18 protein-coding genes are annotated in these 25792 nt (G+C 75.0%); 11 read left to right on the top strand and 7 right to left on the bottom strand.

Annotation, left to right across the window (positions count from 1 at the left end; translation table 11 throughout):
* The first annotated feature begins 154 nt into the window (after positions 1-154).
* The 6 genes from MNY60_RS05310 to MNY60_RS05335 all read left to right on the top strand — a co-directional run bounded on the left by MNY60_RS05310 (position 155) and on the right by MNY60_RS05335 (position 6209).
* A complete protein-coding gene (locus tag MNY60_RS05310; RefSeq protein WP_242337383.1) occupies positions 155-604 on the top strand; it encodes a hypothetical protein in 450 nt (149 codons plus the stop codon).
* Positions 601-1197 carry a hypothetical protein gene (locus MNY60_RS05315; protein ID WP_242337381.1) on the top strand — a complete coding sequence of 199 codons (597 nt, stop codon included), beginning with the start codon at positions 601-603 and terminating at the stop codon, positions 1195-1197. Before MNY60_RS05310 ends, MNY60_RS05315 begins: the two co-directional genes overlap by 4 nt.
* 1 nt (position 1198) lies before the next feature.
* A complete protein-coding gene (locus MNY60_RS05320; RefSeq protein WP_242337379.1) occupies positions 1199-2593 on the top strand; it encodes a hypothetical protein in 1395 nt (464 codons plus the stop codon).
* Positions 2593-3834: a PAS domain-containing sensor histidine kinase gene (locus MNY60_RS24165; protein WP_242337376.1), complete on the top strand. Its 1242-nt coding sequence runs from the start codon at positions 2593-2595 to the stop codon at positions 3832-3834. The genes MNY60_RS05320 and MNY60_RS24165 overlap by 1 nt, the downstream gene beginning before the upstream one ends.
* A 9-nt stretch (positions 3835-3843) precedes the next feature.
* Positions 3844-5184, top strand: coding sequence for a sigma-54 dependent transcriptional regulator (locus MNY60_RS05330; protein WP_242360129.1), 1341 nt, complete (start codon positions 3844-3846; stop codon positions 5182-5184).
* A 71-nt stretch (positions 5185-5255) separates the two neighbouring features.
* A complete protein-coding gene (locus MNY60_RS05335; RefSeq protein WP_242337372.1) occupies positions 5256-6209 on the top strand; it encodes a ketopantoate reductase family protein in 954 nt (317 codons plus the stop codon).
* Between the two features lie 20 nt (positions 6210-6229).
* Here the strand turns inward: MNY60_RS05335 and MNY60_RS05340 are convergent, their stop codons facing one another.
* Entirely contained in the window at positions 6230-7231 is a 1002-nt protein-coding gene (locus MNY60_RS05340) for a DUF3187 family protein (protein ID WP_242337371.1), read from the bottom strand.
* A gap of 190 nt (positions 7232-7421) precedes the next feature.
* Here MNY60_RS05340 and MNY60_RS05345 point away from each other — a divergent pair, with 190 nt between their 5' ends.
* Positions 7422-8864: a carboxypeptidase-like regulatory domain-containing protein gene (locus MNY60_RS05345; RefSeq protein WP_242360130.1), complete on the top strand. Its 1443-nt coding sequence runs from the start codon at positions 7422-7424 to the stop codon at positions 8862-8864.
* A gap of 44 nt (positions 8865-8908) precedes the next feature.
* Here the strand turns inward: MNY60_RS05345 and MNY60_RS05350 are convergent, their stop codons facing one another.
* Both MNY60_RS05350 and nhaA read right to left on the bottom strand, forming a co-directional pair.
* Complete coding sequence (locus MNY60_RS05350; protein WP_242337367.1) at positions 8909-10312, bottom strand: HAMP domain-containing sensor histidine kinase; 1404 nt, start codon at positions 10310-10312, stop codon at positions 8909-8911.
* A 184-nt stretch (positions 10313-10496) separates the two neighbouring features.
* Positions 10497-11828, bottom strand: coding sequence for a Na+/H+ antiporter NhaA (gene nhaA, locus MNY60_RS05355; RefSeq protein ID WP_242360131.1), 1332 nt, complete (start codon positions 11826-11828; stop codon positions 10497-10499).
* A gap of 210 nt (positions 11829-12038) precedes the next feature.
* Here nhaA and MNY60_RS05360 point away from each other — a divergent pair, with 210 nt between their 5' ends.
* Positions 12039-13985, top strand: coding sequence for a chloride channel protein (locus MNY60_RS05360; protein WP_242360132.1), 1947 nt, complete (start codon positions 12039-12041; stop codon positions 13983-13985).
* 7 nt (positions 13986-13992) lie between these two features.
* Here the strand turns inward: MNY60_RS05360 and otsB are convergent, their stop codons facing one another.
* From otsB to MNY60_RS05375, 3 genes are all read right to left on the bottom strand, one after another.
* Positions 13993-14793, bottom strand: a complete 801-nt coding sequence (gene otsB / locus MNY60_RS05365; protein WP_242360133.1) for a trehalose-phosphatase — start codon at positions 14791-14793, stop codon at positions 13993-13995.
* A complete protein-coding gene (locus MNY60_RS05370) occupies positions 14790-17060 on the bottom strand; it encodes a trehalose-6-phosphate synthase (protein WP_242360134.1) in 2271 nt (756 codons plus the stop codon). The genes otsB and MNY60_RS05370 overlap by 4 nt, the downstream gene beginning before the upstream one ends.
* 141 nt (positions 17061-17201) lie before the next feature.
* Positions 17202-17624, bottom strand: a complete 423-nt coding sequence (locus MNY60_RS05375; protein WP_242337358.1) for a response regulator — start codon at positions 17622-17624, stop codon at positions 17202-17204.
* Between the two features lie 142 nt (positions 17625-17766).
* Between MNY60_RS05375 and MNY60_RS05380 the strand changes: the two genes are divergently transcribed.
* The 3 genes from MNY60_RS05380 to MNY60_RS05390 all read left to right on the top strand — a co-directional run bounded on the left by MNY60_RS05380 (position 17767) and on the right by MNY60_RS05390 (position 24566).
* Entirely contained in the window at positions 17767-22419 is a 4653-nt protein-coding gene (locus MNY60_RS05380) for a GNAT family N-acetyltransferase (RefSeq protein ID WP_242337356.1), read from the top strand.
* A gap of 10 nt (positions 22420-22429) precedes the next feature.
* Positions 22430-23560 (top strand): homocitrate synthase, encoded by a 1131-nt coding sequence (gene lysS / locus MNY60_RS05385; protein WP_242337354.1) that lies wholly within the window; start codon positions 22430-22432, stop codon positions 23558-23560.
* Between the two features lie 160 nt (positions 23561-23720).
* On the top strand, positions 23721-24566 hold the full coding sequence (locus MNY60_RS05390; RefSeq protein ID WP_242337353.1) for a DMT family transporter: 846 nt from the start codon (positions 23721-23723) through the stop codon (positions 24564-24566).
* 40 nt (positions 24567-24606) lie between these two features.
* On the opposite strand, the gene MNY60_RS05395 is transcribed toward MNY60_RS05390, so the two are convergent.
* Complete coding sequence (locus MNY60_RS05395) at positions 24607-25776, bottom strand: patatin-like phospholipase family protein (protein ID WP_242337351.1); 1170 nt, start codon at positions 25774-25776, stop codon at positions 24607-24609.
* Positions 25777-25792 lie beyond the last annotated feature (16 nt).

Here is a 25792-nt window from a genome sequence, read left to right on the forward strand (position 1 = left end):
CGGGGCACGCGGCACCGTACCATCCGGTACGCTCGACCGTACTGCACGGGACACCGGCGGGGCGAATCCCCGGCGTCCGCGCCGGGTTGCGAGCGGCACGAAGCGTGCTTTTCGCATCGTTGCCGCCGCGGGCGGCTCCCAGGAGAATGAGTCCATGCGCCAAGCCCCCCTCGCCGCCCTCGCCCTCGCCGCCGCGCTCGGCCCTCTCGCCGCCTCCGCCGACGACGAGACGATGCGCGCCGCCCACGAGGCGGTCCGGGAGGCCCTGCTCGAGCGCGCGTCGCTTCCGGAGCGCCCGCCCTCGCTCCCCGACGGCGACCTGATGGCACCGGGTGCCCGCGCCGAGCGGGAGCGCCGCGAGGAGGCCTCGCGGGCCGCCCACGACCGCGCCGCCCGTCACGGCGAGCAGCAGCGCGCGCGCCACGTCGGTCGCGACCGCGACCACGGGGCCGACGCGGGCCACCGGAGCGGGATGCACCCGGGGGACTCGGCGGGTGACTGCCGCGACGCGGCCGGGGCGGTGCGCACGCGCGAGATGCACGGCGGGATGGAAGGCGGTCACATGGGCGGTGGCATGGACGGCGGCCACATGGGCGGGAGATGAGCGGAGTCGTCGTGCTGCAGGCCGCCGCCCTCGCAGTCCTGGTCGCCGCGAACGCGCCGGCGGGCGGCGCCGAGTCGCATCTCCTCGCCGGAGCGGCGCACTTCCGGGCCGAGCGCTACGACGCGGCGCTCGTCGAGTTCCGCGTCGCCGAGAAGCTCGGGGAGCCGGAGGCAGCCGGGTACGCGGGCGCGGCGCTCGTGAAGCTCGACCGCTTCGAGGAGGCGGTCGAGACGTTCGAGACCGCCGGCGACGGCGGCCTTCCGCTCCACGATTACTACCGCGCCCTGGCCTGCTACGGCGCCCGGCTCTACACCTGCGCCGACCGGCTCCTCGCGGGCCTCGGCGACCGCTCCGGCCCGCGCATCGCCGAGCAGGCGCGCGCCATCCGCGCCGAGCTCGCCCCCGCCCTCGCGGCGGCCCCCTCGGAGACGACCCTCGCCTGGTACCGCGCCCGCTGCCAGGCCCGCCGCGCGGAAGGCCGCGCTGCGCTCGCCGCGGCCTACTGCCGGGAGGCGGACGCGCTCGCGACGCGAGCCGGCACGACGCGAGCCGCGGACCCGGACGGCGACGTCACGCCGCGGAACGGAGGCTGAGGTGCTCGCTCCCCTCCTCTCGCTCGCGCTCGCCGCCATGGATCCCTGCGCGCCGGTCGAGCCGCTCCCGCCCGATCCGGCCGCCGCGCAGGCTTACCGCGCCGTCGGCGACTCCGAGCTCGCCGCGGGGGCGCGGGACAGCGCCGCGGCGGCGTACCGCGAGGCGCTCGCGCGCGATCCCGTCGACGCGGCCTCGCGCGCCGCGCTCGCGCGGCTCTGCGCCGCCCGCGGCGAGGACCCGTTCCAGGAGGGCCTCCGCAAGCTCGACGCGGAGGATCTCGCGGGCGCGGCGCGCGCGTTCGAGGCGGCGTTCGCCGCGGATGGCAGCGCCCCGGCCGCGCTCCTCGGCGGCATCGCCCGCTACGAGCTGGGCGACGACGCATCCGCCGAGCGGCTCCTGCGCGCGGCCGAGCGGGAGCCCGCGCACCGCGAGGAGGCGCGCTTCTACCTGGGGCTCGTCGCGCTGCGCGCCGGCGACGGGACGCGGGCCGCGTCGCTCCTCGAGGGCGCGGCGGCGAACCCGGCGCTCGCGAGCCCCGCCCTGGATCTCGCCCGCCTCGCCCGGAGAGATGGCCGGCTCGTCCTGTCGTTCCTCGCCGAGTCCGGCTGGGACTCGAACGTCAACCTGGGCCCGGGCGGCCCCGAAGGCGTCGCGCCCAGGTCCGACGGCACGGCGTCGCTCTCCGCCTCGGCCCTGTGGCGCCCGCGAGGCGCCCGCGGTCCGTACCTGCGCGCCGGCGGGCTCTGGCACGAGCTCGCCCGGCTCGACGCGTACGATCTGGGCGGGGTCGAGGCGGCCGCCGGCTGGCAGCTCCGCGCCGGAAACCGTGGCGCGGCCGCGGAGTACGAGTACGCGCACCGGGCCCTCGGCGGAGAGGACTACCTGGGCGCCCATCGGCTCCTCGCCTCGGGCTGGCTGCGCCGCGGCCGGGCGGCCGTGACCGGAAGCTACGCCGTGCGCTTCGAGTCTTACGCCGGCAACTGGTCGCCGTTCTCCGGAGTCCTGCAGCGGGCCGAGGCGCGCGCCTCGCTCGACGCGACCTCGCGGCTCCGGCTCGGCGTCGCGTACGCCGGCGCGCGGGACGCCGCGGACGAGCCCGTCCTCTCCTTCTGGGAGCACGGCCCGCGCGCCGAGGCGCGCGTCCTCCTCGGGCGCGCCCGGCTGGGGGTCGATCTCGGGCTCACCTTCCGGTCCTACGACGCGTTCGACGCCGCGCTCGGCGCCCGGCGCCGCGACACCTACCTCGACGGCGCGACGTTCCTTGAGGTGGATCTCGCCGACCGCTGGATCGCGCGGGCGGGCGTCGTCGGCCGGCACGCGCTGTCCAACGTCGACGCCCTCTCCTACGACCAGGTCGCGCCCTCGGTGGCGATCGGTTACACGCTGGGACGGTAGTGTCCCTCGCGCGCATTCCCCTCGCCGCGGCCGCCGTCGGCCTCGCCGTCGCGCTCACCGCGACGCTGTCCCTGCATCGCTCCGCGACTGGCGCGCTCGATCGGGTCCTCGAGGAGCGGCTCCGCGGCGCGGGCACCGCCGCGGCCGAGCTCCTCGCCGACGTCCCCCCGACCTCCCAGCGCCTGCGCGCCATCATGACGGCGAACGCGCTCGAGGGAGCGTACGTGCTCTCGCCGGAGCTCGTCGTGCTCGCCGACGCGACCGGGCCCGCGGGTGCGCGGGCGGACCTCTTGCGCGTGGACGCGGGTCGCGTCGCGCGCGCGCTCCGCGGCGAGGCCTCGATCGCGTTCGGGTACGCCGTCGGCGACCTGCCCGTCGCGACCGGCTACTTCCCGATCCGGGGACCGGACGCCCCCCGCGCGGTGCTGGCCCTCGAGGCGGGCGAGTCGTTCGCGCAGGCGCGGGCGGGGGTCCGGCGTGCGCTCCTCGTGGCGGTCGTCGTCTCGGTGCTCGGGGCGCTGAGCCTGGCCGCGCTCGGGATCCACTGGGCGCGCGGCGAGGCGCAGCGCCGCGTCGGCGCAGAGCGGGCCGCGCGCGGCGACGCCCTCGCGCGGATGGGGGCCATGGTCGCCCACGAGATCCGCAACCCGCTCGGCGTGATCCGCGGTGCGGTCGAGCTCGTCCGCGAGCGGACCGCGGGCGCGCTCGGCCCGCGCGACCGGGAGGCGCTGGAGGACGTGCTCGGCGAGGTCGAGCGGCTCCGGCGGCTCACCGACGACTTCCTCGACCTCGCGCGCGAGCCGTCGATCTCGCCCGCGGAGCTGGACGCGGCCGCGGTGGCGGACGAGGCCGCCCGCGGGCTCGCGCGCTCCCACCCGCGGGTGGAGGTCCGGCTCGCGGTCCCGCCGCTCCCCGTGCGCGCCGATCCCGCGCGCCTGCGGCAGGTGCTCTCGAACCTCCTCCAGAACGCCGCCGAGGCCGGCGCCAGGCGAATCGAGATCCGGGGGTCGGCCGTGGACGGCGCGGTGGTCCTCGAGGTGCGGGACGACGGGCGCGGGATCGATCCCGCGCTGCGCGCGCGGCTGTTCGAGCCGTTCGCGACGGGGCGCAAGGACGGCGCGGGGCTGGGGCTCGCCATCGCGCGCAGGATCGTGGAGCGGCACGGCGGCGAGCTGCGGCTCGTCGCGGGGCCCGGGCCGGGCGCTGCGTTCGAGGTGCGCCTGCCCCGGAGCACTGGATAGGAGCCTCTCATGGCGCGGATCCTGGTCGTGGACGACGAGCCGAAGCTCGGGAAGCTCGTCGCCGAGATGCTGGAGCTCGACGGACACGAGCTCGAGCGCGCCACCTCCGGGCGCGACGCGCTCGTCCGGCTCGCGGCCTCGCGCTTCGACCTCGTGGTCACGGACCTGCGCATGCCAGACGTGGACGGGCTCGCCGTGCTGCGCGCCGCGCGGGCCCTCCCGCAGCCGCCCGACGTGATCGTCATGACCGCCTACGCCTCCGCCGAGTCGGCGGTCGAGGCGATGAAGGCGGGCGCCGTCGACTACGTGACGAAGCCGTTCTCCATGGACGAGCTCCGGCTCCGCGTCCGCCGCCTCGTCTCGCAGCGCGGCGCCGAGGCGCGGGAGGCCCGGCTCGTCGCCCGGCTCACGCCCGAGCTCGTCGCGGAGAGCCCCGCCATGCGCGCGGCGCTGCAGGCGGCCCGCCAGGTCGCGGCGACGGACGCGACCGTGCTGCTCCTCGGCGAGAGCGGCACGGGCAAGTCGCAGCTCGCGCGGTTCATCCACTACCAGGGGCGCCGGGCCGCCGGCCCGCTCGTCGAGGTGCACTGCGCGGCGCTGCCGGAGACGCTCCTCGAGGGCGAGCTCTTCGGCCACGAGAAGGGGGCCTTCACCGGCGCGACCCAGCGCAAGGCCGGCCACCTCGCCGCCGCGGACCGCGGCACCCTGTTCCTGGACGAGATCGGCGAGATCACCCAGCCCACGCAGGTGAAGCTCCTGCGCTTCCTGCAGGATCGCCGCTTCGTGCCGCTCGGCGCGACCGAGGAGCGGACGGTGGACGTGCGGGTCGTGTCCGCGACGAACCGCGACCTCGCGGGCGCCGTCGCGGAGGGCGCCTTCCGCGAGGACCTGTTCTACCGCCTGAACGTGTTCGCCATCGCGGTGCCGCCGCTGCGGGACCGGCGCGAGGACGTGCTCCCCCTCGCGGAGCGCTTCCTGGCCGCCCGCGGCCTGCCGCCCGAGAAGCTCGGCCCGAGCGCGCGCGAGCGGCTCGTCCAGCACCGCTGGCCGGGGAACGTGCGCGAGCTCGAGAACGTCCTCGAGCGGGCGCTCATCCTCGCCGGCGAGGACGAGCTCCGGGCGGAGCACGTCGCCCCGGGGACCGCGCAGCGCGCGCGCCGCGTGGGCGACCTGCTCGTCGAGGGCTTCAGCCTCGACGCGCTCGAGCGCGAGCTCCTCCACGCCGCGCTCGAGCGCGCGGGCGGGAACAAGACGCACGCCGCCCGGATGCTGGGCGTCACCCGGCGCCGCCTCTACTCGCTCCTCGCGAGCCACGAGGGCGAGGGCGGCCCGGAGTCCGACGTGCCGTGAGCGGCTGCCGGTGTCGGCGCCCGCTGCACGGCGAACGTGCGGGCGTGCGGCGGCTTTGCTAAACAGCCCGGATGCGCATCGTGGTCGTCGGAGCAGGGGGCGTGGGCGGGCTGCTCGGGGGGCTGCTCGCCCGCTCGGGCGTCGAGGTCGCCGTCGTCGCGCGCGGCGCGCACCTCGAGGCGATCCGGCGGGACGGGCTCGCGGTCGATTCGTCGCTCGGCGCGTTCACCGTGCGCGTCGCCGCGGACGCAGCGCCCGGTGCGCTCGGACCGGCCGACGCGGTGCTGGTGGCGGTGAAGGCGTGGCAGATCACGGAGGTCGCCCCCTCCCTCGCGCCGCTCGTCGCGCAGGGCGGCGTCGCCGTCCCGCTGCAGAACGGCGTGGAGGCGGCCGACCGGCTTGCGGAGGCGCTCGGCCCCGAGCACGTCGCGGGCGGGACCATCAACGTCCTCTCCTGGATCGCCGGCGCGGGGCGCGTGCAGCACGTCGGGCCACCCCCGCGCCTCGCCATGGGCGAGCGAGGCGCCCTCGCCGCGGCGCCCTCCCCGCGCCTCGAGGCCGTCGCCGCGGTCCTGAGGGCCGCGGGCGCGGAGGCGGCGGTCACCCCGGAGATCGAGACCGCCATCTGGGAGAAGTTCCTCTTCGTCGAGCCGCTCGGGGCGATCGGCGCCGTGACGCGCGCCCCCGTGGGCGTCCTCCGCGCCGTCCCCGAGACCCGCGCCCTCCTCGCCGCGGCGCAGGAGGAGATCGCCGCGCTCGCCCGCGCGCGGGGCGTGGCCCTCCCGCCGGACGCCGCCGCCCGGGCGCTCAAGCGCGTGGACGGGGTCCAGCCCGACGGGACGATCTCCATGCAGCGCGACGTCGGCGCGGCCCGTCCGTCGGAGCTCGAAGATCAGCCCGGGGCGGTGGTGCGCCTCGCCCGCGCCGCGGGCGTACCGGCGCCGGTCCACGAGGCGCTGCTCGCGGCGCTGCTCCCGCAGGAGCTCGCGGCGCGCGGGCGGATCGAGCCGTTCACGCGGACCTGACGGCGACGCCGCGGCGGGCTTCACGGCCGCGACCGGAGCCCGACGAGGAGCGTGAGGTCGGCCCCACGGTACGGGCTGAAGACGTTCTCCGCGATCCCCGCCTGCAGCTCGACGCGGCGGGCGAGCGCGAACGTCGCTCCCCCGAGCACGTAAGCCGTCGCGCGGTCGACCTGGCCGAGGCCGGAGCCGGCGAGCGGCGAGAGATGGCCGCTCGCCTGGACCTGGAGCGCCACGCGTTCCCCGAGGCCCAGCGTCCAGCCCAGGTTCGCCGCGCCGTAGGGTCGCGTCGTCACGTTCACCTCCGGAAGGCGAGCGGTGGGAACCCCGAGGTCGAGCTGGAGTCGCACCGCGCTCGCGGTCCAGCGGAAGCCCGCGAGCACGCTGGCGCCGAGATCGAGCTCCTCGCTCCCGTAGGGCAGCCTTCCCGTGGGGAGCTTGAGCGCGCCGCGCACGGAGAGCGCTCCGCGTCCCAGGTTCGCGACGCTCACCTTGAGCCCGGCCCAGACGTCTCCCACGCCGGCGCCCGGGCCGTCCCGCGAGACCTCGCCGCCCCCACGGCGCGCGAGCTCGAAGCGGGCGACGTTCCGGGGACGGCCTCTTCGCTGCGGGTTCGACGCGTGGAACAGGCGCTCCGCGAGCTCGATGGCCCGGTCGAGAAAGCCGCCGGAGTCCACCACGAAGGGCACCGCGAGCTGCGCCTCGACCCCGCGCGCGATCCCTCGGCGCAGGAACAGCGTGGGCTGCGCCGCCTCGACGTGGACGTCGAGGGTGAACCGCTCGTTCTCCGCGACGAGGAGGCTGTTGGCGTATAGCAGGCGCAGCTCGAGCGCGAGCCGCCGGGCCGCGAGCGTCTCCGGCGCCTCGAAGGGGAGCTGGAGGAACAGCCGCGCCAGCGGCGCCGGCTCCTGCCACGCGAGGGGCGGCGGAGCCACGGCGGCTGCGCCCGCGGGGGCGTCCACCGCGCCGGCGCGGACGGCCCCGCAGATCGGCGCGAGCGCCATGATCGCGGCGAGCGCTCTCACACCGGTACGTCTTCCCTCCCGATCAGCGGAGCGCCAGCGCCGGCGAGCGTCGCGCCCGCGGGGATCGCTCGCGCACATGGCGGCACATCGCCGCTCATCGCCGCATGGCCGGCAGCCGGCCGTGCGCGCGACGGGCCGCCCGTGTCGTTGTAAGAAGGGACGCATGAAGCCCGAATCCTGGAGGAACTCCGTGCTCCGCAGACCTCAGCGCCTCACCCCGCTCGCCCTCGCCGCGGCGCTCGCCGCGACGCTCGCCTGCGGCGGCTCCGACAAGAAGTCCTCGTGTGACGTGGCCAAGCAGACCGGCTGCGCCTCCGGCCAGGTGTGCGAGGTGCTCGAGGGCGGGACGAGCCTCTGCACGCAGCCGCTCGTCATCCGCGGCAACGTGTTCGACCTCGGCACCGCCGCGGGCATCGAGAGCGCCCGCGTGGTCGCGCTCGACGCGAACCGCTCGCCCATCAGCACCGTCGCGATCACCGACGCCGCGGGCGACTTCAGCATCCAGGTCGCGAACGCCCGGTCGAAGGACGGCAAGCCGGTCGCGCGCGACGTCTTCCTCCGCGCCGACGCGGCGGGATACGCGACGTTCCCGTCGGGCATCCGCGAGGCGCTGCCCGTCAACACCGCCGCGGCCGCTCTCGTGGACGGGCGCTACGAGCTCGCCGACCCGCAGACCACCGACGTGGGCCTGCTCGAGCTCCCCTCCGCCGGCACCGGGACGATCTCCGGCACGGCCGCGGTCCCGGCGAACCAGCCGGGCGTGCTCGTGGTCGCGGAGCCCGCCGCGGGCGGACCCGGGTCGAGCGCGCTCGCCGACCGCAACGGCGACTACGCGATCTTCAACCTCGCCCCCGGCGACTACACGGTCCAGGCGTACGCGCGCGGCGCGGTCCACGCTCCCCGGACCGCGACGGTGGCCGCGGATGCGGTGACCGACGTGGATCTCTCCCTCGTCTCCGGGGCGGCGGGTGCGAAGGTCACCGGGCAGGTCAGCCTCGTGAACCGCGGCGCCGGCACGGGCACGTCCGTGGTCCTCGTCGTCGAGTCCACCTTCGACCCTGCCCTCCTCCGCGGCGAGACGCCCCCTGGCCTGCGCGCTCCCGGGCCGAGCACGGCGCCGAACCTCGACGGCGCCTTCGAGATCGCGGGCGTCCCGCCCGGCCGCTACGTCGCGCTCGCGGCGTTCGAGAACGACTTCCTCGTGCGCGACCCGGACGTCTGCCAGGGTGGGACCGAGCTCGTGCACTTCGACGTGACCGGCGCGCAGCCGGTGTCGCTCGAGACCTTCAAGATCACGGGCTCGCTCGACGTCATCTCTCCCGGCGCGGACGGCCCGGAGCTCCTCACCACGGCCAGCCCGATCATCTTCTCCTGGGTGGACGACAGCTCGGAGACGGCCTACGAGATCACCGTGGTGGACGCCTTCGGCAACGAGGTGCTCCCCCCCACGCGGATCCCCGGCGTGAGCGGAGGGACGCCGACGTTCACGTATCCCGGCACGCTCGCTCCCGGCTACTACCAGTTCAAGGTGAAGTCGGTGAAGGGCCTCTGCACCCCGCCCGGCGCCTCGAGCCCGGTCACCCAGTACATCTCGCAGACCGAGGACCTGAAGGGCGTCTTCATCGTGCCCTGACGGTCCTCCTCGGCGATCGATCCCCGGCCGCGTCCGCCGTCGCCTCAGGGCGCCGCGGGCGCGGCCGACTCGTTCTCGGAGGCGAGCCGCGGCGCGTCGTGCGCGAGGGGCAGCCGGACGGTGAAGATCGTGCCCGTCCCCTCCAGGCTCGCGACGGCGACGGAGCCGGCGTGCGCCTCGACGAGCCGCCGGACCACGTAGAGCCCGAGCCCCGTGCCCGCCACCGCCGACCGCAGGCTGCCGGTCCGCCGGAACGGCTCGAAGATCGTCGCCCGGTCGCGCTCCGAGATCCCGATCCCCTGGTCCGCCACCTGGATCACGGCCTCGCCGGACGCCACGCGCAGGGTGGCCCGCACCTCGCCCCCGGCGGGCGAGTACTTGATCGCGTTCGAGAGCAGGTTCGCGAGCACCTGCTCGATCCGGAGCGGATCGCAGTAGACGGGCACGGGGTGATCGGGGACCTCGGACACGAGCCGGTGGCCCGGCGAGGTGCCCTCGAAGAGCTCGAGCGCGGCGCGCACGAGCTCACGCAGGTCCACCCGCTCCACGCGCATCTCGACCTCGCCCGCCTCGATGCGCGCCGTGTCGAGGAGGTCGTTCAGCATCCGCTCGAGCTTCGTCGCCTGCCGGCGCACCACCTCGAACGCGCGCCGCATGCGCACCTCCGGCGGCAACGGACCGCCGGGCGGCACCGCCGCCGCGGTGAGCTTCAGGGCGGAGATGGGGTTGCGCAGGTCGTGCGCGACGCTCGCGAGGAACGCCGCCTGTCCCTGACGCTGCCGCGCGAGCGCGTCCGCCATCCGGTTGAAGTCGCGCGCCATCCGAGCGACCTCCTCCGGTCCCACCTCGCGCGCCCGCACCAGCGGGTCTCCCCCGCCGAAGCGCGCGAGCGCGTCGGAGAGCTCCAGCACCGGCCGGAGCGCCCGCGTCTTCAGCCACCACCCCAGCACCCCCGACGCGAGCACCAGGGTGAGCGCGAGGGAGATCCCGGCGACGTTCGCGATCCGCTGCCAGCGGGCGGCGCTCGCGCGCGCCGCCCGGGCGTGCGCGATGTTCACGTCGACGAGCGCCCCCACCGCGGCGTAGGCCCGCTCCAGCCGCTCCTCGATGCCAGGCGCGCCCATCCGGCTCGCGAGGAGGTACTCCCCGACCGCGTCGACCGCCTCGTGCGCCGCGGCGTGCTCCTCCTGGGTCGCGAGCAGCCGGTCGGCGTCGACGAGGTGCGAGGCGAGCCGCCGCTCGTGATCCATGCGCACGAGCGCATCGCGCGAGCGCGCGTGCACGAGCAGATCGATCGCCGCCTCCTCGGCCTCGCGCACGCTCTCGGCAGACGCGAGGATCGCGCCGTTCGCGCCCTGCAGCGCCGCCGTGATGACGCCGAAGGCGCCGGCCGCAAGGACCCCGAGGCTGGCGAAACCGGCCAGTACGGCGATGAGGCTCGCCTGCAAGCTCGTCTTCGTACGAAGGCTCCTCGTGCAGGGATAGGGATCGACCTTCCACAGCGTGAAGCGCGCTCGTCCGTTCTGGTGGGGGGTCGGACTCTCGGCCGCATCCGCGCGCGGGGCTCGGTGCAGGGCGGGGTCCCTCCTCCCGCTGCGGCGGTGGCGCGCGGCCCCACAGGACCGCCGCCCGTCACGCGGGCCTCACCTCCGCGGTGGCGCGGAGCACCAGCGCGCCGGCCACGCCGGAGGCGAGCGAGCCTGCGAGGACCCCGAGCTTCGCCTGGGCGAGCAGGGCCGGATCGGACGCGTAGGCGAGGTCCGCGATGAAGATCGAGACGGTGAAGCCGATGCCTGCGACGATCGCGACGCCGAGGAGCTTGGCGTAGGAGGCGCCGCCGGGCATCGGCGCGAGGCCGAGCCGCACCGCGCCCGCCGCGAAGGCGAAGATCCCGACCTGCTTGCCGACGAACAGCGCGGCGGCCGTCCCGACGGCGACGTCGCCGAGCGGCTCGATGCCTCCCCCGCCGCCGAGCGCCACGCCCGAGTTCGCGAGCGCGAAGAGCGGCATCACGCCGAACGCCACCCATGGGTGGAGCGCGTGCTCGAACCGCGCGAGGGGCGCCTCCAGGTCCTCGATCGAGTCCTCGATCCGCAGCAGCGCCTCGGAGTCGAGCTCCTCGTCGCCCGAGGTCCCGAGGAGCCCGCGGACGTGCTCCCCGAGCCCGGCGAGCACCTCGCGCGGACCGCGGCGAGGCCTCGCGGGGATGGCGAGACCCAGCACGACCCCCGCGATGGTCGCGTGGATCCCGGCGTGGTGGAGCGCCCACCAGAGGAGCACGCCTCCTGCCGCCCAGGGCGCCCAGCTCCGCACGAACGCGCGCGACATCGCCCACAGGCCGGCGGCCACCGCCGCAGCCAGGAGGAGCCAGCGCGCGTCGAGCCCGTGCCCGTAGAACAGCGCGATGACGAGGATGCCCCCGATGTCGTCGAAGATCGCGAGCGCCGTCAGGAAGACGACGAGCCCGTGCGGCACCCGGCGGCCGAGGAGCGCCAGCACGCCGATGCTGAAGGCGATGTCCGTCGCCATCGGGATGCCCCAGCCGCGCGCGCCGGGCCCGCCCGCGTTGAACGCGAGGAACACGGCGGCGGGGACGAGCATCCCGCCCACGGCCGCGACGGCCGGGAGCGCCGCCTGGGCCGGCCGGCGCAGCTCGCCGACCGCGAGCTCGCGCTTGATCTCCATGCCCACCACGAAGAAGAAGACCGTCATGAGCCCGTCGTTCACGAGCTCCAGCAGCGTGAACCGCGCGACGGCGCCGCCCACGCCCAGCGCGAGCTCGGTCTCGAGCACGCCCTGGTAGAGCTCGGCGCCTCCGAAATTCACCCACGCGAGCGCGCCGAGGGCCGCGGCGAGGAGCACGATCCCGCTCGCGGCCTCCAGGCGGAAGAAGGCCAGGAACGGCCGCACGACCGCGCCGAAGAGCGGCGCGAGCGGGGTGCGCGCAGGGACTCGATCGTTCATCCAGGCTCCGGCTCCGCGCGGGCGGGGCGAGAGACGAGCATGCACGCCCGCCCGCTCCCCGTCGACGTGAATCGGCCTCGCGTCCGTTGCGGCACCAACGGTCGCGCCGCGGGGCGTCGGCGAGCCCGAACAAGATGATCATCGAGGCCGGCCGCGGCCCGGCCGGGACGCGGCTTTACGTGCGGGCATCGCGGAGTATCCTCTCGCGCCATGTCCGACCCCCCGTCGCGTCCCCCACCCTGGCGTGCGCTGGCGCGCGCGCTGTCCCGCTGGGTGGACGCCGCGGGCTCGACCGGGCGGGCGCTCCAGGGCGGCCTGTCGCTGCTCGTCCCGGAGGCGCCGCTCGAGCTGCGCATCGCGGGGCGCGTGCTCCTCCACGCCGCCGTGGTCGGCCTGCTCGCGGGGGTGGTCGGCGCCGCCTTCTTCGCCGCGCTCGAGCTCGGCCAGCGCGTCCTCCTGCACGGCCTCGCCGGCTTCGAGCCGGCGCGCGCTCGAGGGGAGGTGGTCGTCGCAGCCGCGAAGACCGCGGCGTTCCGGCCCTGGCTCCTCGCGCTCCTGCCCGCCGCGGGCGGCCTCGTGAGCGGGCTCCTCACGAGCGCGTTCGCCCCGGAGGCGGCCGGCGGCGGCGGCGACGCGACGATCGAGGGGTACCACCGCGGCGGCCTGTTCCGCTGGCGGGTCGTGCCGGTGAAGTTCGCCGCGGCCTTCGCCGCGCTGTCGTCCGGCGGGTCCGGCGGGCGCGAGGGCCCGACGATGCAGATCGGCGCGGCCATCGGCTCGGTCGCGGCGCGGCTCCTCCCCACCAGCCGCCGGGAGCGGCGCGTCCTCTTCGTGGCCGGCATCGCCGCGGGCATCGCGGCCGTGTTCCGCACCCCGCTCGGCGCCGCCCTGCTCGCGACGGAGATGCTGTACCGGGACGACTTCGAGGCCGACGCGCTGGTGCCGTCGATCCTCGCGAGCGTCATCTCCTACTCGGTCGTGATCGCCGCGTTCGGCGAGACGACCCTCCTCGGCCTGTCGCTGCGGTTTCCGTTCTCGCCACGCCAGCTTCCGCTCTTCGCGGTCCTCGCGGTCTTCGTCTCGCTCGCCGCGGTGGGCTTCGTGCGCATGCTCCGGGCGGTGCAGGCCCTCTCGCGCAGGACGCCCGGCCCCCGCTGGCTGCGCCCCGCCCTGGGCGGTCTCGGGGCCGGCGTGCTCGGCGCCGCGATCGCCGTCGCGCTGGGAGCCTGGCTCGGCCCGGAGGCCCGGGGCTTCGGCGTGATGGGCGGCGGGTACGGGACCGCGCAGGTCGCGATGGACGGCGCGCCGTGGTTCCCCGCCGGGTGGCAGCTCGTGGCGCTCCTGCTCGCCATGGCGGCGGCCAAGGCGATCGCGTCCGCCCTCACCATCGGGTTCGGCGCGGCGGTCGGTGACTTCGCCCCCTCCCTCGTCGTGGGCGCGCTGGTCGGCGCCGCGTTCGGGTACGCCGCCCGGGCGGCGTTCGGCGATCCCGGGATCGAGCCGGCGGCGTTCGCGCTCGTCGGGATGGGCGCGTTCTACGGGGGCGTGGCGCACGTGCCGCTCTCCGCGCTCGTGCTCGTCGCGGAGCTCGCCGGGAGCTACGACCTGCTCGTCCCGATGATGCTGACGGTCGGGATCTCGTACGTGGCGCTCAGGCGCTGGTCGCTCTACCCCGCCCAGCCGCGGAGCCGCGCCACGGCGACCGGCGGCGCGAGCGACGTGCTGCGACAGGCGCTGGCGCGGCCCGCGGCCGAGCTGCTCGTGCTGCCCGACCTGCCGGACTTCCCCGAGGAGGCCCCGCTCTCCGCCGTGGCGGCGGCGAGCGCCGGCACGAGCCAGCGGGTCGCGCTCGTCCGCGGGGCCGACGGTCGCCCGCGGGGCCTCGTCGATCTCGCCCTCCTCGGCGCGCTCGATCCCGCGGAGCTCGGCTGGACGCGCGCGGCCGACGCGATGGTGCCCTTCGCCGCGCTCTCGCCCTCGGCGTCGTGGCGCGACGCCATCGCGGCGCTGCACCGGCACGGCCTGCCGCAGCTCCCCGTCGTCCAGGCGGGCGCCGTGCTCGGCTGGGTGGGGGAGCGCGAGCTCGCGCGCGCAGCCCTCGAGCTCGAGCTCGGAGCGACGCCCCCGCTCGCGCCCGCCTCGGGCGAGCCCGGCTAGGGCGGAGCTACCGCTCTGGCTGGACCGCGCGCGCGAGCGACTCAGCCCGCGACTCCCGCCCGTCGAGGCGGCTGCGCTCCTCCACGAGGAGGCGGAGGAGATCGTCGATCGCATCCTGGCTGGCGAGCCGGTACGCGGCGGCGCTCGCCTCGCTCGCGCCGATCACCACGCCGACGACTCCGGGCGCCCGGAACGCGTCCTCGTCGGTGGCGTCGTCGCCGACGTACAGGGCGGTCCGGCAGCCGCTCCGCTCGAGGAGCTCCGCGATGGCGTCCCCCTTCGTCGGCGCGTCCGCCGGGACCGCGTTCACGACCGCGTGGCCGCCGAAGACGCGCGCCCCCGGGAGCGTGGCGGCCGCCTCGCGGATGGCGAGCTCGGCGGCGGCCGGCTCCGCCGCGCGCCGGTAGTGGATCGCGATCGAGAGCCCCTTGTCCTCGATCTCGACGCCCGGGAGGTCGCCGAGGCGCGCCGTGAGCGCCGCGCGCCAGCCGAGCACCGTCCCGCGCGGCGACCGGTCCACCGGCCCGAACCCCGCCTCCGCGCCGTGGTTCCCGACCCACGCCACGAGGGGCACGCCCTCGAGCCGGGGGGCGAGATCCGCGCGGGAGCGCCCCGAGACCACGACGCACGGGTAGAGCAGCGCCGCGACGCGCAGGAGCGCGCGCGTGTCGGGCCGCATCAGGGCGCGGCCGGGCTCGTCCACGATGGGGGCGAGCGTGCCGTCGAAGTCGAACGCGAGGAGCGCCCGGTCGTGCGCGATCGCGGCGATGGCCTGCCGCGAGGGCGCGGCGAGCAGGTCGGGGATCATGGCTTCACCTCGTGGACGCTGCGCAGGCCCAGGTTGAGCCGGGTGGAGAGGCGGTCCCGCTGGCGGAGGCGCGCCGCGTCCACGAGCATGCGCCCCGCCCATCGGTACACGTTGAAGTCGGCCACGAACGCGCGCATCGCGCGCATGCGGGCCGCCTGCTCGTCGGGAGGCATGGCGATGGCCGTCGCGAGCGCCGCGCTCGCCTCCTCGATGTCGTACGGGTTCACGAGGAGCGCCTCGGTGAGCTCGCGCGCCGCGCCGGTGAAGCGCGAGAGCACGAGCACGCCGCGCTCGTCGTCCCGGGCCGCCACGAACTCCTTGGCGACGAGGTTCATGCCGTCGTGCAGCGAGGAGACGTAGCAGACGTCGGCGGCGCGGAGGTACCGGAAGATGGTGGGCGGCTCGTGGTGCGCGCGCAGGAGCGCGATCGGCCGCCACGCACCCTCCGCGAAGCGGGCGTTCACGCGGCTGGCGATCGCGTCGACCCGCTCGGAGAGCTCGCGGTACTTGTCGATGAGCGTGCGGCTCGGCGCGGAGAGCTGGACGAACGTGAAGCGGCCGCGCAGGTGCGGGAAGCGCTCGAGGAGCCGCTCCACCGCGAGCAGCCGCTCCTCGATGCCCTTCGTGTAGTCGAGCCGATCCACCCCGACGCCGAGCTTCGCGTCGGGCGGGAGCCCCAGCTCCGCGAGCACCTGCCGCCGGCACTCCGAGGGCGGCGGCGCCTCCGCGGCCCAGCGGTTCGGCCAGTCGATCGAGATCGGGTAGGCGCGCACGAGCGACTCGCGGCCGCCGAGCACGACCGACTGCCGCTCGCGGTCGAGGCGCGCCTCGAGGAAGCGGTCCACCCCGTCGAAGAAGTTGTTGCAGTGGAGCTGGGTGTGGAAGCCGACGACGCTCGAGCCGAGCATGCCGTCGAGCAGCTCGTTCGCCCACGGGCAGATCCCGAAGCGCTCGGCGTTCGGCCAGGGGACGTGCCAGAAGCTGATGATGGTGGCGCGCGGCAGCCGCTCGCGGATCATCCGGGGCGCGAGGGCGAAGTGGTAGTCCTGCACGAGGACGATCGGGTCGGGCCCGTCCACCTCCTCGCAGACGGCCTCGGCGAAGCGGCGGTTCACGCGCTGGTACTCGCGCCAGTCCTGCGCGCGGAACACCGGTCGCGTATGCGCCACGTGGCAGAGCGGCCAGAGGCCCTCGTTCGCGAAGCCGTAATAGTAGCCGCGCTCCTCCTCCGGCGTGAGCCACACCCGGCGGATCGCGTAGGACTCCTCGCCCGGCGGGACGCGCACCCGGTCGTGGCCGTCCACCGCGGCGCGGTCGGCGGTGCCGCTCCCGTGCGCGACCCACACGCCCGAGCAGGCGCGCATCACCGGCTCGAGCGCGGTCACGAGGCCGCTCGCCGGGTGCAGCACGCGCATGCTCCCGTCCGCCGCGCGGTCGTGGATGTAGGGCTCGCGGTTCGCCAGCGTGACGATCCCCTCGCCGTGGAGCGTCTCCGTCAGCGTCCGGTGGAGCCGCTCGGCCGACCAGCGCCCGCCGGTGCCGTGGCCCTGCTCCGCGGCGAGGTCCGACACGAGCTGGCGGACGTCGGACAGCAGCGGCTGGAACTCCTTGCGCGGGGAGCGGACGCCGGCGCCCGGGACGGAGCGCCCGAGGGTGAGGACCCGGCGCAGCTCCTCGTTCCACGTCCGCCACGACAGGCGCCGCACGAACACGGTGAGGATCGAGGCGAGGATCGCGACGATCGCGAACGCGCCGGCGGTGTAGCGGCGCAGCGCGGCCTCGCGGCGCGCGACGAAGCTGAGGTCGTGGACGAGCGCGACGTGGGCGAGGACCGCCCCGTCGTCGTCGAGGAGCGGCTGGACGGTGAAGTGGACGAGCCCGCCCTCCGCGTCCTCGACCCGGTCGAGCTCGAGCCGCTCCCCCTCGGCCGGGACCCCGAACCGCTCGCCGAGCGCGTCGCACTCGTACGCACTCGGGCCGACCCCCGTGCGCGCCACGGTCCGCATCCCGCGCCCGCACACCGACGCCGCCATGATGCGGTCGTCGCGGGCGATCTCGGAGAGCACCGCCCCCACCCGCCGCCGATCGCCCGACGCGAGGTGCGTGGCGAGCGCCTCGCGGGCGCCTGCCACCACGAGGTGCGCGCGCAGGCCGACGTCCTTCTCGTACCAGGCCCGGGCCGTCCCGTTCAGGAGCGCAGCGGCCGCCCAGGCGAGCCCCGCCAGGACGACCACCAGCGGGAGGAGGACCCGAACGAAGGCTCGCACCCGGGCATAGTGCGATCGACTCGTTTGTGTTGCAACCGGCCCCGCGGGCCCACGCGCGGACGGCTCCGCGTGGCGCACCCCGCCGGTGGCGCGCCCGCCACGCAGACGGGTCGCGTCCGCGGCTCTCCAGGGTGGCAGGGATCAGTTCCGGGCGGCCTGCCCGGCGGCCATGCGCTGGGCGCGGCCCGGCTCGACGGCCTGCGGCGGGCAGAACGCCCGCACGACCGACACCAGGCGCTCGAGGTCGAACGGTTTCTCGAGATGACCGTCCGCGCCGGGCGGGCGCTCCTTCACCGCCGCGCTCATCGTCACGACCGCGAGCGAGCGGAGCCGCGCGTCGGCGCGGATGCGCCCGAGCAGCGCCACCCCGTCGAGCCGCGGGAGGAAGAGGTCGAGCAGCACCAGCGTGGGCCGGAGCCCCGCGTCGTGCAGGATCTCCCAGCCGTCCTCGCCGTCGACGGCCACCTCGACCCGCGCTCCGAGGAGCTCGAGCAGGTCCGCGAGCGCCTCGCGGATTCCGGGATCGTCCTCGACGAGGAGGACCGATGTGCGGCTCAGCGGCATCTCGCCCGAAATCTCCGCTCTCACCCCGGTTTCGGCTACCCCACCCGTCACCCCACGGTCGCACGACGCCGAACGGTCGCACCGGCGCCGCCCCCCTGCCTCCTGCATCGACAGGGGCCGGGGAGCATGGTTTTCTCCCGCCATGTTCCAGGTGAGGCAAGACTCGCCGTATCCGGCCCTCCTCGCAGCCTGGAGCGCGCCCGGCGCGCCCGAGCCCCAGCTGCTCGACTCGACCCGCGAGGCGCTCGCGTCGGTCCGCCCGGACGACCTCCCGGCCGTCCGCCCGCTCGCCGAGCGCCTGGTGGCCCGGCTCGGGGACCCCGCCACGGCGCGGGCCGCGCGCCGCTCGCTCCACGCGCTCCTCGACGGCGTGCGCCGCCGCTTCTTCACGGGCTCGCTCGCGCCCGAGGCGATCGAGCCGTGGCTCGAGGTCGTCCTGCCGGTGCTCACGGCGACGGACTACACGCTCGGCGAGCTCCTCCGCGCTCGCGAGGAGTCGGATCCGAAGACGGTCGCGTTCCGCGTGATCGGCGACGATCCGGCCGAGCTGACCGTCGCCGAGGTGGCGCGCCGGACGCGCGCGATCGCGCGCGGGATCCTCGCGCTCGTGGACGACGAGCCGGGCGCGAAGGTCGCCATCCTCTCCGAGAACTCGCTCGAGGCGGCGCTCTGCGACCTCGCCTGCCTCACGAACGGCATCGTCGACCTGCCGCTGCCCGCGAACGCCGTCGCCGAGCAGATCGTCTACATGCTGAAGCACTCGGGCGCGCGCGTGCTGCTCGCGTCCGACGAGGAGCAGGTCGCGAAGGTCCTGCCGTCCCTGCCGGCCCTGCCCGAGCTCCGGGAGATCGTGGTCTTCTCCCGGACCGCGGCCGAGCGGAACGGGCTGCTCACGCTCGAGCAGATGGTCGGTCAGGGGGCGGAGTTCGACGACGGAGAGCGCGCCGCGCGCGCCGCCCGCGTGCGCGCCCGCGACGTGGCGACGGTGATGTACACCTCCGGCACCACCGGGAAGCCGAAGGGCATCCTCTTCACGCACGAGAACATCGTCTCGAAGCGCTTCTGCCGGGCCTTCGCGCTGCGCGAGGTGAACGAGGGCGACGTCTTCCTCTGCTACCTGCCGCTCTACCACACGTTCGGGCGGTGGCTGGAGATGACGGGCACGCTGTTCTGGGGCGCGACGTACGTGTTCGCGCGCTCCACGGCGCAGGCGACGCTGCTCGAGGACTTCCGGCGGGTGAAGCCCACGGTCTTCATCTCGGTGCCCAAGAAGTGGATGGAGCTCCAGGACGCGGCGGTCTGGGAGGCGGCGTCGGACGATCCCGACGACATCGCCGCCCACCTGCGCGGGATCACCGGGGGCCGCCTGCGCTACGGGCTCTCCGCGGCGGGCTACCTCGATCCCGGCGTGTTCCGCGCCTTCCACCGGGCCGGCACGGAGCTCTGCTCCGGCTACGGCATGACGGAGGCGACGGGCGGGATCACCATGACGCCGCCCGGCGAGTACGCCGACGACTCCATCGGCCTGCCGCTCCCCGGGATCGAGTGCCGCCGCGCCGACGACGGCGAGCTCCTCGTCCGCGGCCCGTACGTGTCGCCCGGCTACTACGATCCCGGCCCCGAGGATCACGGCGCCGACGCGGAGGGCTGGTTCCACACCGGCGACCTCGTCTCCATCGACCCGGCCGGCCACTACCGGATCACCGGCCGCAAGAAGGAGATCTACAAGAACCGCCAGGGGCAGACGATCGCGCCGCAGCGGGTGGAGAACCTGTTCCGGGACTTCGAGGCGGTCGCCCAGGCGTTCCTGGTCGGCGATCACCGGGAGTACAACACGCTCCTCGTGTGGCCGAACCACGCCTCGTCGGCGGTCCAGGATCGCTCGCCCGAGGAGCTGCGCGAGCTCCTGTCGTCGCTCGTCGCGAGCGCGAACCGCTTCCTCGCGCCGTTCGAGCGCGTCGTGACGTTCCAGGTCCTCCCCCGTGCGCTCGACCTCGAGCATGGCGAGCTCACGCACAAGCACACCTTCAAGCGCGAGGTCGTCGAGAAGTCCTGGAAGGACCTCATCGACAAGATGTACGAGCAGAAGCACCTCGCGCTCGCGCTCGACGGCAGCTTCCTGCGCATCCCGAACTGGGTCCTGCGCGAGATCGGCGTGCTGCAGCACGAGGTCTCCCTCGACGGCGACCTGCTGCGCGCGCGGGACCGCGCGCTGCGCGTCGGCCCCGCGCCCGAGGCGCCCGGCGCCACGCTCATCGGCGATCTCGCCTACACCTCCGAGGGCACCGTCATCGACCTCGGCGCGCTCCTCGCCCGCCCCGCCCTGTGGCTCGGCAACGAGGCGCTGCGGCGCTTCCTGGGGGACGAGGCCTTCGTGTCGCTCGTGTCCCGGCGCCGCAAGGGGACCTCCGATCTCCGCCTCGACGCGCGCGTGTGGCCGGCCCCCGAGCCGGAGCGGCTGAAGCCCATGCTCGACGTGGTGGACCGGGCAGAGGTGAGCTTCTGGTCGATCCACGTGGCCGGCGAGCTGCTCCGCGCGGAGCGCCCCGAGGCCCGCCGCGCCATCAGCCACCTGCACATCGGGCTCGCCGTCTCGGAGAGCGAGCACGCCGGGCTCTGCCGCGCGCTCCTCCGGCGCGCCGCGGACGCGCCGGACGAGGACGTCCGCCGGCGCGCGTTCCGCGTGCTCCTCCCGAACGAGGAGCCCGCGGAGACGCTCGGCACGCTCCGCCTCTTCCTCGACCGGATGGGCGCGCTGGCGCTCCGCGACGAGGACCTCGCCGACCTCGGCGAGCGCGGCCTCACCGACGCCCAGGTCCAGGCGCTCCTCGCGCACCTCTCCTCGGACAAGGTGCGCTTCGAGCTCGCGGATCCCTCCGACCGGCGCCAGCTCGTCGGGACGATGCGGCTCCTCACCGCGACGGCGATCGCCCACCCGCAGTACTTCGCCAAGGTCCGCATCCCCCTCGCGCGCCTCACCCTCCACGAGGACGCGGAGATCTCGGCGCGCGCGGGCGAGGAGCTCGATCGCCTGCGGCGCGGCTTCTCGAACTGGGTCGGCCCGAACCTCCGGCTCGCCATCGATCCGCAGACGGGCTCCGAGTACGGCTGGAAGGACGTGCTCGTCTTCGACGAGGGCGTCCCGGCGGAGGGGCGGACCCACCTCCTGCAGGCGCTCGCGGACGCGACCATCGTCCGCGCGTCCGTGTTCGTCCTCGGCAAGGGGGTGCTCATCTCCCTCGCGGACATCCCGCCCGGCGGCGCGGCCGTGTCGCTCCTCGGCCGCCAGCACGGGAAGAGCGTCTACCGGCTCTCGATCCACACCCGCGCGAAGGAGATCTTCGACGTCGCCATCAACGTCGCGGAGGACATGAACTTCTACGAGCTGAAGCAGGAGGTCTCGTGGCTCCTCGCCGCGGGCGCCCCGCCGCCGCTCGTCGAGCAGTTCGCCGGCTACTTCGCGGAGTGGGGCATCTTCACCGAGGAGTTCATCCCCGGCGCCGACGTGGAGCGCCAGGCCGCGCGGCTCCTGCGCCAGGGCGAGGCGGCGCGCCTCAAGCTGCTCTGGCCGTTCCTCGTGTGGACCGCGCTCGAGCTGCACGTGCGGTTCTGGGGCCGGACCGGCCGGCGGCTCGCCCTGCGCGAGCCCTCCCCCGCCGCGTTCATCGTGCCCTCGCACGACTACCAGACCGGCGCGCGGCTCGTGTCCATCTCGGATCGCTCGGCGTGCAGGACGTTCGACGAGCTCATCGAGCGGTTCGAGCGCTCGTTCATCCAGCGCATCGAGGCGCAGCGGCCGGACCTCCAGGGCCAGATCGACGACCGGGTCCTGCTCTCCGCGGTGGTCGAGGCGCTCGGCTACGAGCGCGGGGTCGCGCTCCTCGAGGACGCGGCGCAGAAGTCACGGCGCGCCGTCGCCATCGAGACCTTCCTCGAGCGGCTCCGCGAGAACGGCTTCACCCCGCAGCGCGTCTTCTTCGCGGCGCGCCGCTACCGGCGCTGGCTCGCCGCGACGCCGGGGGCGACGGTGGAGGCGAAGGGCAAGATGCTCGGCGAGCTGTGGGGCACCTACCGCCTCTCCGAGGTCGAGGCCTCCTGGCCGGACACCCGCCTGCGCTTCTTCCGCAAGACGGTGTTCGAGGACGCCCGGCCGGAGCTCTGCGCGGCGCTCGATCGCCTGATGCACCGCGCCCGCGGGCTGCCCGCCGACGGGCTCGACCTCGAGGAGCAGGTGGCCGCGGTGCGCTCCGCCGTGCGCCCGACGGCCGAGGAGGATTACTTCCTCGCCCGGATGACCTACCGCTACCTCGCACCCACCGACGAAGTGGCGCTCATCTCGATGCCGTCCGGCGGCCACTACGTCACCGAGGTGGTCGTCGCGCTCACCGACGAGGAGGGCAACCGCTTCGCGGTCCGCGGGCCGATCTCGCCGCGCGAGGTGGCCCGCCTCCTCCACATGTTCCACGAGGCGAACCTGCAGGTGACGTTCACCACCGAGCACGAGTTCCTCGTGGCCCTCGACGCGAAGGACACGCCCATCGCCGGCCTCTTCTACCGGCAGGTGAGCGCGGACCGGATCCACATGGAGAAGATCGTCGTCGCGCGACGGCACCGCGGCAAGGGCGTGTCGGACGGCCTCATGCGCGAGTTCGTCCGGCGGCTCCGCGCGCGGGGCGTGAAGCGGCTCGAGACGGGCTACTTCCAGCCCGAGTACCTCCGCCGCTACGGCTTCCGCACCGACCCGACCTCCGGCGGGCTCGTGTGCGACCTCGACCACGAGGGGATCCGCTTCTAGGGCGACCACCATGGCCAAGACCACCTGGAAGCTCATCGACACGACCCTCCGCGAGGGCGAGCAGTTCGCGAAGGCCGCGTTCCGCACCGAGGACAAGCTCGAGATCGCGCGCGCCCTCGACACCTTCGGCGTGGAGTACATCGAGGTCACGACCCCGGCCGCCTCGCCCCAGTCGCAGCGCGACCTCGCGCAGATCGTGAAGCTCGGCCTCGCCGCCAAGATCATCACCCACACGCGCTGCATCCTCGACGACGTGATGGCGGCGATGGACACCGGCGTCCGGGGCGTGGGCCTGTTCTTCGCGACGAGCCGCATCCTGCGCGAGGCCTCGCACGCGAAGTCGCTCCAGCAGATCATCGACGCGATGGGCCCGCCCATCGAGGCGGCGCTCTCCGCCGGGCTGGAGGTCCGCTTCTCCGCGGAGGACGCCTTCCGCTCGGACGTCCAGGACCTCCTGGCGGTGTACCGCGCCGCCGAGAAGCTCGGCGTCCACCGGGTCGGCATCGCGGACACGGTGGGCATCGCCACGCCGCGCCAGGTCTACGCGCTCGTGCGCGAGGTCCGGAGCACGGTGAGGTGCGACATCGGCTACCACGGCCACAACGACACCGGCTGCGCGATCGCCAACTCCTACGAGGCGATCTCGGCCGGGGCGACGCACGTGGACGTGTCCGTGCTCGGCATCGGCGAGCGGAACGGCATCACGCCGCTCGGCGGCCTCGTCGCGCGCATGTTCTCGCTCGAGCCGCAGGTCGTCGCCGAGCGCTACCGGGTCGGCCAGCTCCGGGAGCTGGAGCGGCTCGTGGCCCGGGTCACGGGGATCGAGATCCCCTTCAACAACTTCGTCACCGGCGAGACCGCCTACTCGCACAAGGCGGGCATGCACCTCAAGGCCCAGATGACGAACCCGGGCGCCTACGAGATCATCCCGCCGGAGGCGTTCGGCCTCACCCGCCGCCTCATCGTGGGGAGCCGCCTCACCGGCCGCCACGCCATCGCCTACCGCGCCCGCGAGATGGGCATCACCTTCGGCGAGTCCGAGCTGAAGGCGATCACGCGTCGGATCAAGGAGCTCGCCGACGCGGGCGAGCTCTCCGAGGCGCAGATCGACGAGGTGCTCCGCGACTGGGTGACCGCTTGAGCGACAGGTGATTCGCAAGCGCCCCGGCGGGCTCGCTACGCTCGCCTGGTCGCGAATCGCGATCGGCCCGTGCCCGGCGCGCCCCGCGCGCGCCCGGCACGCAGCCACGACGGCGTAACCTGCGCGCGCCGGCCGGCGCGTGCGCTACACTGCGCGCCCCGTGCTCACGAGCCGCCTCCTCATCCTCGCCGCCGCGGTGCTCTGGTCCACGGCCGGCGCCGCCATCAAGACGAGCGGCCTCGACGGCTGGCAGCTCTCCGGCGGTCGCTCGCTCGTCGCCGGCCTCTTCCTCCTCGCCGCCGTGCGCGAGGCGCGGCGGCGACCCACCCTGCGCGTCCTCCTCGTCTCCGTCGCCTACGCCTTCACGGTGGTGCTGTTCGTCGTCGCGACGAAGCTCACCACCGCCGCGAACGCGATCTTCATCCAGGACGCGGCGCCGCTCTTCGTGCTCTTCCTGTCACCGCTGCTCCTGCGCGAGCTCCCCACCCGAGGCGAGCTCCTCGCGGTGCCGATCTACGCGCTCGGCCTCGGGATGTTCTTCCTCGACGAGCTCTCGGGCGGGCAGCTCGCGGGGAACCTCATCGCCGTCGGCTCGGGGATCGCGTTCGCCTTCTCGATCGTCGGGCTGCGGCTCCTCAGGGACGAGGGGCCCGCGGCCCTCGTCTACGGGAACTTCCTCGCCGCGCTCGTGGCGCTGCCGGTGGGGCTCGGCGGCCCCGCGCCGACGCCGCTCGACCTCGGCCTCGTCCTCTACCTCGGCATCTTCCAGCTCGGCCTCGCGTACCTCTGCTTCTCGCGCGGCCTCCTGCACACGCCCGCGGTCGAGGCGTCGCTGCTCATGCTGCTCGAGCCGGTGCTGAACCCGATCTGGACCTTCCTCGCCGCCGGCGAGCGCCCCGGCCCGTGGGCGATCGCGGGCGGCGCGGTGGTGCTCGCGGCGACCGCCTGGCGGACCGTCGCCCCCGTCGTGGCGGCGCGCGCCGCGGCCTGGGGATCGAGAGGCTGAGCGGAGCGGCGTGCCGGACGCGCCGCCCGCGAGCGATCCTCTACCCCCGCGCCCGCTCCCGCTGCGGGGCCCCGAGGAAGAACTCCTGCAGCTCGTCCCGGCGCGTCATCGTGTCGACGTACCCGAGGTCCATCACGCGCTTCAGGTAGATCGGCTCGAACGCGAGATACGAGAGCAGGTCCTCGCCCGCGTGACCGGTCGCGCCGATCCCCTTCAGCAGATACCGCAGCATCGCCGGGAACCGATCGTACTCGTCGGCCGCGAGCTTGCCGAGGTCCTGCGACGGGCGGAGGACGAGGGCCGGCACCGGCCTGAGGTCGACGTCCTGGTGGTTCAGCTTCTCGCGCGGGATGAGCGCGAGGGTCTTGTTGATCCGCTGCAGGCGCTCGAGGTCGGAGTCGAGCGAGTCGAGGAACACCGCGTTCAGCAGCACGCCGGCGATCTCGGAGAGCGGGAGCTGCTCGTCCCTGTCCTTCGCCTGGCGCTTCAAGGTCTCCCCGGGCGGCCGCAGGTACCGCACGCTGATGGCGAGGATCCGCTCGGCCCCGAGGTGGATGGCCGGGCTCATCGGGTGGCTCATCCGCACGCAGCCGTCCCCGTAGTACGTGCCCTCGACGCGGATGGGCGGGAAGAACACCGGGATCGCCGCCGAGGCCATCACGTGGTCCAGGGTGAGGCGGGCGCGGATCCCGAGCCGCGTCGAGCGGAGCCACGGCTTGATGTCCGCCGCGCCCTCGAAGAACGTGACGCCGGCGCCGGTGTGGTAGTTCGTCGCGGAGACCGCGAAGGCGCGCAGCCGCCCGGTGCGGAGGTGCCGGCGCATCCGGCCCATCGGCACCTGGCTCTCGAGCAGCCGGCGGAGCGGGGCGGGATCGAGCAGGTAGTTGATGCCGGACTTGCCGATGAGGCCGCCCGCGGACAGATCGCGGAGCCAGCGGCTCCCGATGCTCGCGAGCCGCAGGGTGCCCGTCCGGTAGACACGGTCGGGCGTGAGGGACTCCCAGGTCGCGCGCAGGCGGTGGGTCGCACGGGCGAAGTCCTCGGCGCCCGTGGAGATGACGAAGGAGTTGATGGCCCCCGCGCTGATCCCCGCGATGATGTCGAACGGGAGCGGGCCCGGGCCGAGCACGTCGGAGAGGGCGCGAAGCGCCCCGACCTGATACGCGGCGCGGGCGCCTCCGCCCGTCAGCACGAGGCCCGTGTGGCCCACGGACCAAAGGTAGCGC

It is taken from the genome of Anaeromyxobacter sp. SG17 (assembly GCF_022690695.1).
Taxonomy (GTDB): domain Bacteria; phylum Myxococcota; class Myxococcia; order Myxococcales; family Anaeromyxobacteraceae; genus Anaeromyxobacter; species Anaeromyxobacter soli.